The 15580-nt window shown below is 62.1% G+C and carries 14 protein-coding genes; 3 read left to right on the forward strand and 11 right to left on the reverse strand.

The window, feature by feature from the left end; translation table 11 throughout:
• Nucleotides 1–27 precede the first annotated feature (27 nt).
• The 8 genes from traC to Q4610_RS08695 are packed head-to-tail and all read right to left on the reverse strand — an operon-like array spanning nt 28 to nt 7614.
• Complete coding sequence (traC, locus tag Q4610_RS08660; protein WP_304535607.1) at nt 28–2571, reverse strand: type IV secretion system protein TraC; 2544 nt, start codon at nt 2569–2571, stop codon at nt 28–30.
• On the reverse strand, nt 2571–3380 hold the full coding sequence (locus Q4610_RS08665) for a conjugal transfer protein TraV (protein ID WP_304535608.1): 810 nt from the start codon (nt 3378–3380) through the stop codon (nt 2571–2573). Before Q4610_RS08665 ends, traC begins: the two co-directional genes overlap by 1 nt.
• Nucleotides 3381–3384: 4 nt before the next feature.
• Complete coding sequence (locus tag Q4610_RS08670; RefSeq protein WP_304535609.1) at nt 3385–4299, reverse strand: DsbC family protein; 915 nt, start codon at nt 4297–4299, stop codon at nt 3385–3387.
• Nucleotides 4296–5636, reverse strand: coding sequence for a TraB/VirB10 family protein (locus tag Q4610_RS08675; protein WP_304535610.1), 1341 nt, complete (start codon nt 5634–5636; stop codon nt 4296–4298). The genes Q4610_RS08670 and Q4610_RS08675 overlap by 4 nt, the downstream gene beginning before the upstream one ends.
• Complete coding sequence (locus Q4610_RS08680) at nt 5629–6387, reverse strand: type-F conjugative transfer system secretin TraK (protein ID WP_304535611.1); 759 nt, start codon at nt 6385–6387, stop codon at nt 5629–5631. The genes Q4610_RS08675 and Q4610_RS08680 overlap by 8 nt, the downstream gene beginning before the upstream one ends.
• Nucleotides 6387–6959 carry a type IV conjugative transfer system protein TraE gene (locus tag Q4610_RS08685; protein WP_066554251.1) on the reverse strand — a complete coding sequence of 191 codons (573 nt, stop codon included), beginning with the start codon at nt 6957–6959 and terminating at the stop codon, nt 6387–6389. Before Q4610_RS08685 ends, Q4610_RS08680 begins: the two co-directional genes overlap by 1 nt.
• An 11-nt stretch (nt 6960–6970) precedes the next feature.
• On the reverse strand, nt 6971–7258 hold the full coding sequence (gene traL, locus Q4610_RS08690) for a type IV conjugative transfer system protein TraL (RefSeq protein ID WP_020819170.1): 288 nt from the start codon (nt 7256–7258) through the stop codon (nt 6971–6973).
• A gap of 26 nt (nt 7259–7284) precedes the next feature.
• Nucleotides 7285–7614, reverse strand: a complete 330-nt coding sequence (locus tag Q4610_RS08695; protein ID WP_011445803.1) for a hypothetical protein — start codon at nt 7612–7614, stop codon at nt 7285–7287.
• A 350-nt stretch (nt 7615–7964) separates the two neighbouring features.
• On the opposite strand from Q4610_RS08695, the gene Q4610_RS08700 reads away from it, so the two are divergent.
• Genes Q4610_RS08700 through Q4610_RS08710 form a run of 3 tightly spaced genes read left to right on the forward strand, consistent with a single transcriptional unit; the run spans nt 7965 to nt 9452 of the window.
• Nucleotides 7965–8426, forward strand: a complete 462-nt coding sequence (locus tag Q4610_RS08700; RefSeq protein WP_030089677.1) for a hypothetical protein — start codon at nt 7965–7967, stop codon at nt 8424–8426.
• 45 nt (nt 8427–8471) lie between these two features.
• Entirely contained in the window at nt 8472–8711 is a 240-nt protein-coding gene (locus Q4610_RS08705) for an AlpA family phage regulatory protein (RefSeq protein ID WP_237229944.1), read from the forward strand.
• A 48-nt stretch (nt 8712–8759) separates the two neighbouring features.
• Nucleotides 8760–9452 (forward strand): HEPN domain-containing protein, encoded by a 693-nt coding sequence (locus tag Q4610_RS08710; RefSeq protein WP_304535612.1) that lies wholly within the window; start codon nt 8760–8762, stop codon nt 9450–9452.
• Here the strand turns inward: Q4610_RS08710 and Q4610_RS08715 are convergent.
• From Q4610_RS08715 to Q4610_RS08725, 3 genes are read right to left on the reverse strand one after another with little or no spacing between them, the layout of a single operon-like run.
• Nucleotides 9434–12559: a C-terminal helicase domain-containing protein gene (locus Q4610_RS08715; RefSeq protein WP_304535613.1), complete on the reverse strand. Its 3126-nt coding sequence runs from the start codon at nt 12557–12559 to the stop codon at nt 9434–9436. The two genes, Q4610_RS08710 and Q4610_RS08715, sit on opposite strands and share 19 nt — an antisense overlap.
• Entirely contained in the window at nt 12556–14418 is a 1863-nt protein-coding gene (locus tag Q4610_RS08720) for a phospholipase D family protein (protein WP_304535614.1), read from the reverse strand. Before Q4610_RS08720 ends, Q4610_RS08715 begins: the two co-directional genes overlap by 4 nt.
• Nucleotides 14408–15574 carry a DUF6361 family protein gene (locus tag Q4610_RS08725; protein ID WP_304535615.1) on the reverse strand — a complete coding sequence of 389 codons (1167 nt, stop codon included), beginning with the start codon at nt 15572–15574 and terminating at the stop codon, nt 14408–14410. Before Q4610_RS08725 ends, Q4610_RS08720 begins: the two co-directional genes overlap by 11 nt.
• Nucleotides 15575–15580 lie beyond the last annotated feature (6 nt).

A 15580-nucleotide genomic window follows, 5' to 3' on the forward strand; every position in this document is an offset into this window, starting at 1 on the left:
AGATAGGGATCCTTTGGTGATGGGGTGTCAGCGGTTGGGATGAGCGATGCGCTCGATGGCATCGGCGAGCTGGTGCCCGCGCGCGATCTCGGCATCGATGGCGGCGAAGGTTTGGGGCGAACTCGAGAAGAGCGTTGCCGAATAGTCATCGAGCACGAGCCGCCCGATCGCCTCGGTCTCCGGCCCCTTGATGAACACCTCGGAATAGTCGCTCCCGGAGCGCTTGAGACTGCGGATCAGCGTCTCGGTGCGATCGTCCATATCGAGGCGCTTGCTCGCCTTGAAATCGGCGATCGTCTCCGGCTTCTGCTGCAGGATCAGCATCCAGTCGCTGTTCTCGAGCGCCGCCGTTGCCCCGTCGGACTTGTAGTAGTCGTTGAGCGACTGGGTAGCGGTCGCCAGCGCGCCGCCATACTTGCGGCAGGTGCGGGCGTAGGTTTCGACGAATTCACCCATCGAACCGCCCTTGAGCATCGACCAGGCTTCATCGATCAGCAGAAGCTTGCGCAGTGACCTTGGGCTTCGCGTCATGGCTTGGCTGGTCATGAACATGATGGCTGAGAGCACGACGCTGCGCAGATCCTCCCGGCTCGCAAGGTCGGACATCTCGAAGACCGTGAAGTCCGCATCGAGGTCGAGGCTTGCCTGGCCTTCGAAGAAGGCGCCGTAAGTTCCGCCCGCCATGTAGGGGGCAAGCGCGGTTGCGATATCAGCGGCAGTGTCATGGCCGAGACTGGCCAGCATCTCGCCTACAGTCGTAACTGTGGCAGCCGCGCCGTGCTGCGCCCAGACGAGGTTGACCGCCCGGTCGATCAATCCGCGCTCGGTATCCGTCAGCTTCGCGCTGTGGCGAGCCATTTGCCCGACGATGGCCTTGATCATCCCGAAGCAGTCGAGGCGGTAGTCCTCGTCTTCGGCGGCGCGGGTCGCATCGATCATCGAGAACGGGTTGAGGCAGAAGCCCGCTGCAATCGTGAACTCGACAAAGCGGCCGCCCTGCAGCTTGACCGAATGCTCGAAGCTGCGGCCATCGTCGATCACGACAACCTGTGCGCCGGCACCGCGCAGCGCGGCGCACATCTCCTGGAGCAGCACCGACTTGCCCGATCCCGACTTGCCGCAGATCGCGACATTGTGGTTGCCGGCCTCGTTCTCGAACGGGGACCAGAAGAAGGGCTGGCCGCGCCGCCCGACGAACAGCAGGTGGGGGTGGGCGCTGCCGAGATACTCGCCCTGCATGGGCGCGATATTAGCTGCGGTCGTCGACAACACAGTCTTGAACCGCTTCAGCCGCTCCATGTCGGTGCCGAGCCCGTCAGCCAGGGTGAGCGGCATCGCGGCGAGCAATCCCTGGATCTGGAGGTAGCGCTCGTCGGTAAGGTCCCAGCCCGCCGCCTTGTAGATCGATTTGATCGCGCGTTCGTGGCGATCTCCCTGGCCCAGCGGTGAATAGGTCGTGACACCGTAGAAGACCCGCACGAGACGGCGGCCTTCCTGGAGCTCGGCCTGAACATGCTGCCACTCGGCGGCCTGTTCGCCGATCCGAGGCAGGAACCGCGCGCTGCGGGTCCCGGCGAGGCTGGTCGTCCGCATGAACTTGAATCCGGCCTTCGCCGATGCAGCCTCCTGGTCCGGATAGACGAGACACAGCATGGTGGCGGCGGGGCAGGGGAAGCGCAGCTTGTCGGTGAACAGGTCGCCGATCAGCCGCGCGCATTCCCACGGGGCCCAGCGCGATGGCATGTTGCGTACGGCAAAATGCCGGACATCGAAGGCATCGGGATAGACGGTCCCGATCTCGGGCACGCCGTCATTGACCTTGCCAGTGGGACGGAAACGCTCGGTGACGAGCCGCATGCGGTCTTCAGCCACCACCAGTTCGATGTCGTGGCGGATCGCCTGGGATGCGATTGGATCATTCGGGTTGTAGGGCACCGCATCGTCCTGCGGAGCGGTGGTGGGCGAAGTCAGATCATCGATGACAGCGATGAGCGCTTCCGGCCCGACTTCGACCACGCCGAGATTGAGCGACTTGAGCATCGCCACCAGGCCATCGCGGGTCTGCTTGAGATCCTCATTGCTGACCGACTTGGAGGTCGGCACCCCGACCGAGACGATCACCTGGTGATGCCGCGCATGGAAGGGCGCGTCCGGCGAGCCGGACTCCCATACGAGCGAATAGAGCCGCCGCGCCCGGTGCCGGGCAATTGCCTCGTACACGCCGCCCTGGATGTATCGTGGGGCGAACCACGGGGCGATGATCCTACTGATGCGCGGGCTTGCAAGGTGGAGTACCTGAAGGCAGGCGCCTGCTGGCAGTCCTTCCGAGAAGAACTGTCCCAGGATTTCCCCGGTGCGCTCGTCGGCTCCGATCAGCGGCGTAACCGAAAGGACAAAGCCCTTCGAGCGTGCGTTGAAGTAAAGGCGGGTTGCCGGATCGTAGACCCGGTAGGGGAGCCAGTCGGAGAGCATGTCGACCATGAGCTGCGGGCGGGCTCTGTCGGCGTGCTCGGCATCACCCAGCAATCCACTGAGCAGCCGATCGACGACGGTCTTGAGTTGTTCGGCCATCACTTGGGCTCCTTCGGCTGGGAGGTGCTGACGATGGGCTGTTCGCCGGTTCTGACTGCCGGGCGGATTGCAGCTTTCGCGGCTTCAATCGCCGCTGCGCTCGGGAACAGCGGAGCGCTCTGCCCCGCCTCAGGCCGAGGGGCTCGATCACGCGGGGGAGGCGACGTGTCGAACCCCTCGACCGCCGGTGCCTTGGCACCGGCAACGGCCTCGCGCGCCGTGGAGGGGAGGACCAGCGGCGAGGCATCTGAAGTTTCGTTGAAGGGACTGGGGGCATCGGCGTCCGAGATGACGCCAGCCTGACCCGCGTCGTCGCGTGCAGACGAGAAGGGCGACGCCTCGTCAGGTGCGTTCGGGCCTCCCTCCGCGCCGTCCGGTGCTGGGGCTCTCTGAGCGGCCTTCAGCTGCCGACGGACCTGGCGCATCAGGGATCCGCCCTGGCCCTCGCCCGCCTTGCGGCGCAGCTCGGTGGCCCAGCGCGGATTTTCGACGACGGTCCAGGCGACCGCTTCGTCATGCAGCGTTCCAGCTTCATCGACATGAGCGGGGAAGACGACGCGCAAGGTGCGTTCCGCTGTGCGGCTGGTGTCGGCATCCACGACGCCTGACTTCTGCCGCGCGTCAGCATGGAGCAGCGTGCCGTTCGACAGATTGTCCGTCGCCTTGGCATCGATGACGTGAGCCGGTGCGCAGTCGCCCTTCGGCGCGCGGCAGGTGAAATCGCCCTCGACGTTGGTGCCGAACGTGGCGCAGCCACTGGCAAGACCGGCCAGACAGGCGCAGGCAAGGAGACGTGTCGGAAAACGCATGGGTCTATCCTTTGGGAGCAGGGGTGGGGGCCCGGTTGGGGCCAGCGCGCAGGAAGTCCCGGAGCACGGCGGCAGGCCGGAAGCCTTCGAGAACAGCGCCATCGGCGGGGCGCACGATCACAGGTGTGCCGCCAAAGCCGTGGGCGCGCGCGAAGGCCTCGTTGGCATCGAGCCCGCTTGTGTCGCAGGGTTTGGGATTGGCGAGCGCCAGACCCGAATAGGCCATATGCAGCGCCAGCTTAGGCCGCGGCGAGCACAGCACCCGTTCGGCATCGCGCCGGCTTTCGGCCCCGAAGATCGAGATCGGCCGCTCTTCAACCCGCGCCCCGATCGCCTTCAATTCGGCCTCGAGCTTCTTGCAATAGCCGCAGTGGAAGTCCGAAAAGACGACGACACGCGGACCATCGGCCGGCCCCCAGGTGATCGCGCCTTTGGCGGGAAGATTGCCGAGCGGGACATGTCGCGGTGCCGCGTTTCGATCTGAAGCTGCGGCTGCGCTCGGACCGCCTTCCGATTGCGTCTCGGGATTGCTGCGCCGCGCTGCCCCTGCTGCCAGCAGGTCCGGATTGAGGGCAAGCAACCGGGCAGCCGTCAGATCCTGACGGGCTTCCATGTCGTAGACCCGGCCGATCACCAGATACTTTGCGGCCCGGTCGACGTAGAAGAGCGTCGATTTGGACGCGACCTCGCACAGGCCACCAAGGCCCTTGCAGTTGATCGCGTCGATCGGCGTCTTGGGCAGGCGCAGCTTGAGCGCATCTCGAACTTTCGCCGTGTCCGGAGCGGCAGCAGGGGCTGCAAGGCTTGCCACACCCCATCCCGTCGCGGCCGACACGGCGATGATCGCCGTCAGTCCGGCGCTGGCACGCAACCAGCGGCGCCGACCAATGTCCTGCTCGAGGAGAGTATTTTCGATCATTGGGAGTTCCTCACGTAGACGCCGTCGAGAAACACGATCTCGACATCGATGCCGGTCGGCATCTCGACGACGGGTTGGTACTGTTCGGCGCGTTCGATCAGGTATTTGCTGACCGTGTCGGCAGCGTCGGCGGCGCCTTGGCCAAGCCCGCCACCGAGAATGTCGCCCGCCGATAGCTTGGAGCGACTGCCGTCGGGGTTGGTCGTGACGCCGGAAAAGACGCTGTTGGCATTGGCCGAGAAGCCGCGCCCGAAGCCGCCGACGATCCCGGCCAGCAGGGCCTGGCTGACGAGGCTGCCTTCGCGGCTTACGACGCGGCCGCGGACCCCGGACTTGCCAGCGAAGCTGATGAAGCCTTTGACCTCGCTCACTGCAACCCTGCCGCCAGGCTGATCGCAGGTCATCCGGGCGAGCTTCACATAGACCTTCTCACTGCTGAGATCCCCGCGTGCCGCGCCGTTGACGACGCAGCCCTGGATCCGGGTGGTCAGAACCCTTCCGTTCTGCATCACCGAACGAGCAGGGCCGGTAATCCGAAGCACCACAGGCAGCGGATCGGTCTGGCTGGCGACACCTGCCGAGGCATCGACGCCGACGATTACTCGTGCCGGAGCGTAGGAGTTGGGCGGCAGATAATCGGGCGAATCCTCGACGACGACCGGTGGCGCATCGGGTCGGCCCACACGGAGGCCATTGGTCGCTGCCTTGTCGGAGCTGAAGCTCATCAGCTTCACCTCGCCAGGCGAAGGGATCATGCCGCCCTGCGGATCGCCTGCTGCGGCGCCGGTACTGGTTTGAGGTGACCGGGCCCTTGCGTCATAGCCGCCTGCCTGCGGCCCATAAGCCGGTGGCGGCACAGCCGGTGCCGGTGATGCAGGCTGCGCGGCAAGCCGGGTCTTGAGCTCGGCGTTCTCTGCCGAGATAGCATCGATCGCAGCCTGTCCATCGACACGCATGGCCTGGTTCTCGGCCTTGAGAGCCGCCAGCTGCGCCTCGATCTCCGTCCGCGGGATGCTCCCATCCTTCAGCGCCTTTTGCTCGCGGGTGACCGCATCGAGCCTGTTGCCGTAGGTCGCGACGAACTCGCGCTGCGACAGGTCGCGGTTGACCAGGCCTGCCGTGTCGATCGTCTGCGCCGCATTGGGATCGCCGGTCTTGTCCTTGTCGTCGCCGCCAAGGATGAACCAGCTTCCGCCGATGAGGGCGAGTGCTCCCAGCGCCCCCAGCAGCAGCTTCTGACGGCGCGCGGTGCGAGCGTTGAGCCCGGAAAGTTCGGACGAAGCCGCGCTCTCGGCCTGCAAAGGGGCAGTGCCTGGCGTATGGGTTGCATCAGTCATGGCCGGTCTCCCCGCTTGCGCCGACAACAAAGGCCGTGGTGCTGGCCCCGGGTTCGAGCTTTGGCTCGGTGATCGAGACAGCGAGCGTGTCGCGTGGTGCGAGATCGCGTTCGGCGAGCGTCACGCTCTTCAATCCGCGATTGTGGATGCGGACGACCTTCCCAGTGAGGCTGGCGCCGCGATAATCGGCGATGAGCTGGAGCTCGAGATCGCCGACCCGTGCGGGCATTGCGGTAGCCTGGCGGACCTCGAAGCCATCGACCGAACGGTCATTGGCCATCGCCTGGATGAGCCGGACGGCGCTTGTCTCGAGCGGGGTCTGGCTTTCCCAGTCAGCGGCTTTGGTTTTCGCGATCGCCGGGTTGGTCACAAAGATCTGCGCTGCCGGGATCTGCTCGACCCGGCACGCAACCTTGTAGACGAAACCCCTTTTGGTGGTGGCGAAGAAGCTGATGGCCCGCGCCGCGTAGGTTTCGGGCACGGACACGTATATGTCGCCGCGCACCGGCTCGTTCGTCACGGCAAAGTCATTGTACGGAGTGCCGGTCGAGATCTTCGAGACGCTGGCGAACTGGTCGTCGACCAAGGCGAAGCGGGTCAGCTCGCGCGCTGAAACGCTGCATTCGATCGCCGCGCCATCGGCGCCCTGTTTGAACTGGTCGGCCGCATGGGCGGAGGTAGTTGCTACGGCGAGCAGCGCGGCCGCGCTCAGAAGTAGGACCCGTGCGTGGGCCGCTGGTCGGTAAGCCATCACTGGGCCTCCTTGGATTTGTCCTGTGGGGGGAGCTGCGCAAACCCGGAGAGCGCGAGGCGCAGGCCGCGGTAAGTCCAGCTGAAACGGAAGCGGCGTTCGTCACTGGCAATCACCTGCGCGCCGACGAAGGTCTTGAGCGTGCCGGTCACATCCGAGGTGAGGCCATTGGGATCGACCGTCATTGACCGGATCACGAATGCCTGGGTGACATCCGAGCCCCGCTGCTCTTCGACGATCCGGACGAGCTCGGCCTTGAGGCGGCCATAGCTTGCAGGATCAGCGAGCTTCAGGATCTCGTTCATCCAGTAATCGAGGCCTTCCGGACTGCGATTGAGAAGAACAAGGGCCGCATCGCGGGTGACGAGCTCGAGATAATCGGCCTCGACCCCGGCACTGCTCACGGTGAGCGCTTTGGGAACGGTCGGAACCAGCACCACTTCGCGGTCGCGGGTGGCGGCAAGGCTCCCGGCGACGACCAGTGCAAGGCCAAGGCCGGCACTGGTGAGCGCAAAGAGGTTCCGCTGGCGCAGCAGCGATTGCTGCCGTTCGTGGGATATGTCGGAATACATGGAAGTGCCCCTCAACCGGCGAGTAGTCGGCAGTGAGAAGGCGGCGTTGCCTTGAGGCCCAGAAATCCTGCAGGCAGATACCAGTATGCGGCGTGGGCTACCCAGGAGCTGGCGCGTCCTGCTTTTGCCTTTCGCAATGCGAACCAGGCGCCGAAGGCGACTATGATGCCGATAAAGATATGCTGGGTGAGGATTCCCCAGGTGAAGGGGGCCAGCATTCCCGCGAACTCGTCGATGGTCCAGAAGCCGATAAGCTCCGGGTCATCGAGCCGCCGAGGAATGATGTAAGGGTCTGCCATGGCGACGCCGCCTTCCCTTGCCGCGCTCAGATGACCGCGGTCACAACCGAGGTGACGATCGGAACACCCGTGCCGACACCGATGCCGACACCCACCGGAACGGCGACCTGGCCGAGCGAAAAACGCCCGGATGCCAGACCGATCAGGCCGCCAGCGAGGCTGAGAACCGTGATGATCTTGCCGCCCGAGCCTTCCAGAAAGTCGGTGAACTTCGTGAGGGCAGGGGTGAAGGTCGTGTCAGCGCCGGCATAGGCGGCGCTCGCCGCAAGCGCCGCGATTGCGACCGGGATGGCAATGTTGAGGGTCTTGCCGAGACCCTTGACGCTGGCGCGCCGGGGGAGGGTGAGAGACTGCATGTGAAGCTCCGGTTGGAGGGGTGGTCACAGCGTTCTTGCGTTCGCTGTGTGTTCCACATGCATCTAGGAAATGTTGGTAGGAAAGTGTTCAGCAGCAATACCGTCTGGAGGTGGAAGGATGCGGACGCATCTTTTCCAGCTCAACGCATAAAATCGACGATAAGGACGTAAAATCAGTCTTTTTGTGTCGGTGAACGCCGTCACGGCAGCCGGGATTTGGCGACGACTCGGATAGAGGAACTGATTCGCCTCTAAACGAGATGTTCCATGTATGTTCTTTTCATTTTCCTACATGGGATGCTTCGCGATATGCCTGCGAATCGCATCAGTGCAGATGCAAGGAGACAGCCATGCACCATCCAACCACCGTTGCCAGACCGGCTAATCAAAGTCTGGCTCGCGTGCTCGCCCATGCGATCGATGCCGGCGGCAAACCCCGCCACAGGATTGCCAGTGAATGCGGGATGCACCGCGAGACCCTGCTTCGCGTAGCGCGTGGCGAGCGGCCTATCGGGCTCGACGAAGCGGCACTAGTGCTCGCCGCCTGTGGAGCGCACCCCCGCGCGACCATTATCCTTGCTCTTGCCGGGCAAGAAGAGCTCGCTTGCGAGTGGATGCATGGCGAGATGGGCGAATTTCTCGAAGAGTTCTTCACCAGCCTCCCAGTCCATCTTCAGCGGACCCTGGGGCGGCGGATTGAGGATCTGCGGCCTCGGTGGGCCAACGGCACCTCACAGCTCGTGGCACGAATGCTTGCCAAGCACATCGATGATTTCGTGGGCCGAGACATCACGATGTCACTGTCGCGGTAGCCTGAGAGTTCGGAGGGGACCGAACCCAAGCAAATGAGATCAACAATGCCGCATGCAACACCAGATGAAATGCACATGCCTCAACCGCCCGAAGCAGCGCCGCCGGCGAGGCTTTTGCGCCTGCCGGAAGTGATAGCCCGCGTCGGACTGCGCCGCTCCGCCATCTATCAGCGTATGAGCGAGGGGCGGTTCCCGAGATCGCGATCGCTGGGGCCGAAATGCGCAGTTTGGGTTGAAGCCGAGATCGATGAATGGATCCGCGCCGTCTCCCAAATTCCAAGCTGATGTCGCTGTGATCTATTCGGTTAGGATTTCCAGCGCTAAGCTGTGCCAATGGTTTACCGTTACCCCCTTGGCAATTCTCTCCATCCCGAAGCCTTGAAAGAGAAGCAGCGCTCGCTGCGCGAGGGCTTTCAGACCCCCTTGGCACTGCGCGTTCATCGCGCGCTATCCTGGCTTCGGCGAGCGGAAGCCGAGGATCAGGACCATGACGTCCGCTTCATTCTTCTCTGGATCGGGTTCAACGCGGCCTATGCCGGTGATGTTGAGGCTTCAGCCAGTAGCTCTGCACCGGAAGGCGAACGCGGACTGTTCCAGGCATTCTTCTCGACCTTGGTAAAGTTCGACGCGCGCCATCGGGTCTACGATGCTGTTTGGGAGCGGTTCAGCCAGGAAATACGGCTGTTGCTGGACAATCGCTATGTCTATCACCCGTTCTGGCAGCACCAGAATGGGGTCGCTGGCAATGCGGATTGGGAGCAGAAGCTTGAACGCAGCCGAACCGCGATCAAGCATGCCTTGCGCGATCATGACACCGCCCGGATCCTCTCGATCTTGTTCGATCGGCTCTATGTTCTGAGGAATCAGTTGGTACATGGCGGCGCCACCTGGAACAGCGATGTCAATCGCGACCAAGTGAGGGATGGGGCGTCGCTGCTCGGATGCCTGCTGCCCATATTCATTGACCTGATGATGGATAATCCTGGGTACGAATGGCCAATGCCAAATTATCCCGTCGTTGAATGATCTGGTAATGCCCTTGAGCGTGCGACGGGTCTGAGCGAAATCTGAAACTCGGCCAGCTCGCTCACGATGTCTTCGCTCATCCCCGAGAAAAGTTCGATCAGTTCGTCCTGTCGTGGCTGCCCAAAGGCAAGTCGGTAGGTCGCGAGCGATTTCTTCAGGTTCTCGTAGCGTTCGAGCTCACGGCTGAAAGGAAGCATGAGCACCATACGTTCGATTTTCGCCTCACCAGGATAGATCCAGTAGGGCACGATATCGCCGTCACACCCATTGACAGTTTGCAGATCCTCCGCGGCTTTGAACATTGCGGTCCAAGGTGCTTCGATGCCCACAAGCGCTGAAGCGCGATTGCCAAAATCCGCCGCGATATTTCGGCGCACAGCATGATTTTTAAAGCGATGGACGCGTCCTTCGCGCTGCTCGATGTCGACCGGATTGCGCGGAAGATTCCAGTGGACGATACGCGAGCAGTATGGGTGAAAATCAAGGCCCTCCTGTCCGATTGACGTGGATGCCAGGACGAATGGGCGAAATGGCGATTTGAAAGCAGCCTGGACGAGAGTGGTTCGGCGAACGCCCTTTTCCTCTTCGGCTTTGGTCGCGAAGCGCATGGCGAACCGCGCACGGATTTCGAAAGTCTGGTCCTGCAATCGCGCTCGGCCGGCCGTCCAGTGATCCAGCGTTATCTGAGCGGGCCGCAGTGCGACAACCTCGACCACCTTCATGGCGATGAGCCGTGCTCGTTCGACCGCATCGACTTGCTCGGCGCGTTCACTTTCCAGGACGAGATGGAGATACTCATCCAGCACCGCGGCAAGATCGTGTTGCGCCGAGTGTGCATTGACCTGGCGCCAATAGTTCAGGGGCGAGGCTTCTTTCAGTAGAGCGCGGCTCTCCGGTTGGTTGTACAGGCTACGAAACCCAAGGGCGATTACGATCGCCGCGCCAATAAGTGCCGGATCATCGATCTGTAACTCGGGGCAAAGGCGAGCAAGAGCGCGAAGCGCGCAGGTCGCAGGCGAGCCGAGCGCAAATTCCGCCAGCTTGTCGACTATGTCCCTTGGATCGGGGTCGCCGTGTTGATCGTCGGAAGCCAATGCTTGCCCAATCGCTTCGATCGTCCGTGCCATCGCGCCATGTTCGTCATGCGCCTCGTGCTCGATGGCGCCGACGCGGCCCCAATCCACACCTCGGCCCAGTTCGGCCTCGATGGTAAGGGGCAGCAGACGGTCGGATCGCTCGGCAAGTCGGGAAAGACACGCCGGATCGAGGCGTTCCCCAAGAACCTGACGAACCTGGACAAGCAGTTCAGCATAAGTGGTCGCTCGTCCGTGGCGCTGTTCTAACTGCAAGGGATCCACCCAACCGGCAAGGGTCGGAGATGGACACAACATCGGCATCATTTCCTCGACGCCGATTGGACGGCTTGTGCGCCCCACCAGATCCGGTGACATATTCATGCGCCGGCTCGCCTCGTGCGAGAGGAGTGCCGCAATCGCGTCCGGGACCATCGACCAGTCCGAGAAGACCAGCGTCTTGGTCGCCGGAACAGGCTCTCCGAATGAAGGACGGGAAGGCGGGATCCACAGCGCACGATCAAGGCCGTGTTGGAAGGCTGTTTCAGCGAGCGCGCGCATTCGTCCGTTGCGAAGTGGAATCTCTGCGAAGTTTTCGACCTGTGCCTTGTCGATGATGTACGGAGCCGCGGCTCTAATCGCGGTGCGCAACTCCTTGGCCGGCCGCAATTTGACTGCCTGCAGGCGTTCTCGCAGCTTGTACCCACGCATGAAATTGAGAAGGTACGGCGACGACTTCCAATATTCGACAATGCCAGGCGCACTGACGAGTTCGGCCACCTGCGAGACCGCTTTCGCCTCCCTTAGATCGTCCGTTGCAATCGTCAGCGGGGGCTTCAATTCCCTCACAAGAGAATTGCGGTCCGCAGTGGAGTCTACGCGCTCCGTCCGGGCTATGACCTGGCTGAGGATGTGATGCACGCGGTCCCGCTGGATACGCGCGGCGGATCTTGACGCAGGCATCGCCTGCAACGCACGCCGGAATTGCGAGAGCTCATTCTCGAGTTCCCTGACACGCGCCTCGCCGTCCACGTCGCCGAAGAGGAAGCGCATGGTTCGCAGGAAATCGCTGTAGTGATCGCCTTCTTCCGGATCGTCGCTGCTCAAGGTGAGCATTCGGTATGGCGTAGCGGACAGCAACAGCAGGCGTGCCGACGAACCATCCGGGCCGGAGTAGGAAAACAGGGCCCGGGCAAGCTCCGCAGCCGCTGCTTTTTCGGGCGCAAGACTCTCATCGTGCTCATGCAGCAATTCGGCAAACCGCTGGAACTCGTCCAGGATGATGAGATCCGGGGTAAGTGCGTCGACGCATATCCGTGCCAGGATGCGGCGAAGTTCCCCGATTATCGAGGCCGGGCGCTGGTCGGGTGGGTAGTCCGGACTTTTCTTGTTCCGTGCCAGCTCCGATGCCGCGCGAATGCGCTGGATGAAGTCATCCCCGATAGCTTCGTTGAATTTCTCGGATATCTCCTTCGAAATCGACTGGCTGCGCATCCAGTCTGTCCAGCCGGGCCAGTTCTCAGGCGTAACTCCGCCGCGAAAAATGCGCTGCACGCCACCATGCCGGATGCCGAGCCTTTTTCTCAGCATTTCATAAATGAGAGCGCGCTCTTTTGCCGTGCCCAACGATGACTTGAGATCGAGCGCCGTTCCCGGTGTCAGGCTGATGAGATTTATGGGCCTGAATGCGATCCCTCCTTCCTGCTCGATCTCAAGCGGCAGGAGCGTGAGGCGGGTGTTCAGTGGTTTGGTTGCTGATCCGATAACATTGAGTGACTTGATATTTTGCTCGGCTATCGCCTGGTTCGAGCAGATGTAAACCACGTCAATCCGGTCAACCTTTCCTGCAAGTTGTTCGATCGTCTTGGCGATAACGCCGCGCGCAACCATGGTCTTTCCCAAGCCGACTTCGTCGGCAACAAGGAACTGACGCGTGGGCGAGGTATCCGTGAACAGGCGCTGGAAGACATAGTCGACCGTGGCGCGCTGGAAGGGCTTCAGGAGTTCCAGATGGTCGTTCGCCCGATAGGTCACTGCCGCGCTCCCTTGGTGGTCAGGAGCGGCGCAAAACTTGCCCAAAGCGCGAGAAACTCTGGCGGCACTATGTTCGCGCCGCCATCCGGATCTTCGAGGCGCTTGATGAGCTGATCGATCTCGGCGAGCTCGCCGCCATCGAGACTTAGAGCACGGACCATCGGTTCGAGAAGCGATGTTCCGCCCTGACCGAGCCGGCGCAGCCATTGCCCTTCGCCGGCGGCCTCGCTCTCGAGGAAACTACCTTCGCCCAGACTTCCGAGGAGCAAGCTCAAATATCGAAAGAAATTCTCGACATTCGCAATGTGCGCTCGCAGCACGGCGGCGTCGCGCCCATCAGGGACCCCGACAAGCCGCGCACCAAGGGTGAAGGCAACTTCCACGCCAGTCTGCTCGTCGCGAAGGCGGATACCCAACCAGCGGGTGACATCGCTCAATGGCACCGAACCAAGCGTCATTCGAGACTGTGCTTTCGAGAGCAACTCCGCAGCATCGTATCCCCGTTCGTTCGCAACGGTGATTGCGCGCATGAAACAGCTTATGCCCTCCGGTAGATCGAGGGATGGGGCTTTGCCGGCAATCTCGACCTCCAGCGCGATGGTATCCGTCAGTTGGGTGCAATGAAGGTCGAGCGCGAGCGCCGCGATTTTGATGCGCAGTTTCTCCAGCGCCTTTTCGGCTGCCGCCGCAGCGTCCTGGTCGGGCGGCTCGGATGGTGTATAAGGAGCCAGGAGGCGGCGAAATCCTTCCGAGAACACCGCATCCTCAATCGTTCCCATCCGGGATTTCGGGCCATCGAGCGTGGCCATGATCTCTACGTTTTGCGTCCGTCCTCCGCGCGTCGGCACAAGCGCAGCCGTCGTCGCATTGGCTGAACCGAGGTGGATATGCAGGCGCGAGCCGCGCTCGACGACATAGGCTTTGGCATGAAGTCCCTCGAGATCGGCCGAGCATGCCTCCTCGCGATCTTCTTGCTCGTATTCGGTGGCGCGCTCGTCGAGCGTTTGTATCTCAAACATACTGCGGATGGCCGGTTTGATGCAGTCGAGTTCCTCGGCCCGGGCGACGAGCTGGCAAGATGCGGGATCGTCGTATCCCGAAGCCAGTTGCTTGAGCGCATCCCCGCTTACAAAGGGGGACAGGATAGCGAGGCGCTCCCCCTTTTGCGGCGTCCAAGCGCCCGCTTCCAGGCCATTGACGGCGAAGCGGATCTTGGTTGCCCCGGCGGGAAGATCGTCCCACCAGCAGCAGGCGAGATCGCGCAGCAGTGACGGGAGAAACTTTGGCGCCGTCGGCCGATTGGCCGCGTTCGCCAGTCCCGGAAGAGCGCGTAAGAGCCCGACGACGGGCTCATTACCTTCGCAAATATCGTCGGCGACCGTGCCATCGAGGCAAAGCGCCAAATCCCAGCACCGATCATTGGTCAGGTTACGCGAAAGAATCGCCAGCCGCATGCGGATGGGCATGCCCTTGCGTTCCGGTTGGAAGCGAATGCACCACAATTTAGGATGAAACGCTCCGCCTCCCGGCGCCGCAACTTCGGTAATGGTTTTCTCATAGAGGGCCATCAGGCGCGCTGCATTCGGGCGCGCCTCCTTGATGCGGCCCCGATCGCAGTAAATGGCCATCCGGCCCGCCATCCGTTCGACGCTTTGCAACAGAGCCAGGGGGCTGCGCAGCATCTCGTCGCGATTCTCCGCATCGCGAAATACGATGGCGATCGGGATCGCGAGGGCGGTTTCGAAATCGAGCGAATAGGTGGTAGCTACGGCGTGGTCGAACTTATAGCCGTCCGGCGAGCGCATGAGCGACGTGTATAGTTCGCGATTTTCAGGGTCGAAGGCGGGGTCAACCGGCATCGGCAAGCTCCCCGAGATAGCGGCTGGCGATGCCCCATCTGAAATCGAGCCGCGCGTCCCCAGAAGCCCCTGACCAGCGTTCAAGCGGCGCATCGTGAAGGAGCCGTGCCTTCATGCGTTTCAGCCCATGCTCCCGCTGCTTGAGCAGTTCTATGGCGTGGTGATCAGCCTCAACCGGACCAGTGCCATCTCGGGCGATTGTTACCCACCCCCGAATGAAATCCCGCGATGACTTGGTGAGGTTGTGGCTAGTCCTGCCAATCAGCCCAAAAAGGTCGTCGAGATCCCAGTCGCCCAACGCCAGGTGATCGAGCTCCGCCTTCCAAACCTCTAGGCGTGAGCGATAGTCAGCCGCCAAGCTGCCCGCATCGGCATGTTTCTTGGCATTTGGCCGATCTGCAGCACGAAGTGCCAGCAGGAGATTATAGAACAGGCTTGCTCCGTACATGACGCCGGAAAATCGTTCAGCGTGGCGCAGTATCGCACGATTGGCGTCTGAGATTGTGTCTTCGCTGACCTGCCAAGGCCAATCCTCCGTGAACGTTTTGCCCTTGCGAGCCAGCTCATTGAGCAGACTTGCGCCTGCATGACTTTCGATGCGGTCCCGCAGAAAGGCGGCTTCGCCTTCAGTTAAGGCAAAACACGTTTCGACCAAGAAATCTGCGGGCGGCTTTGGCAGGTTCGACGACCAAAGTTTGAGATCGTGGTCCTTCAAGCTCTCCGGTCCATAGGACATGAATGTCGAATGGCTTCCCGCCAATGTTCGGATCCCCAAAGTGTTCAGGCCGGCCCAATAGACGCTTGATGCAAGGCGCTTGAGGTTTTGGCCCGCGTCTCGACCGATCACCCCGATCGTCTCTCCTCCCCGTAGCAGCGCTTCGCTCAACTGGAATTCCAGATCACGAGCGATTACAATACGTTCTGCCTGTGTAGCCTTGCGCCCCTGCGCCTCCAGATAGATCCACGGGATGAAAAGCATGTAGCGCAGCCGCGTCTGGATTGTGCTGGTACCGGGAAAGAGCAGATCGGCCAGTCCGTCACGAACCGTGCCGAGGCCGAGTTCGTCGCGCGCCTCAGGCTGTTTGAACAGGTCGATCAGGGTTTGAGCGCGGCGACGCTCTTCGGGGTCAAAATCAATCCAGGCGAGATAAGACATGAATGC

Origin of the sequence: Sphingobium cyanobacteriorum (assembly GCF_030580935.1) — a bacterium.
GTDB classification, from domain to species: Bacteria; Pseudomonadota; Alphaproteobacteria; order Sphingomonadales; family Sphingomonadaceae; genus Sphingobium; species Sphingobium cyanobacteriorum.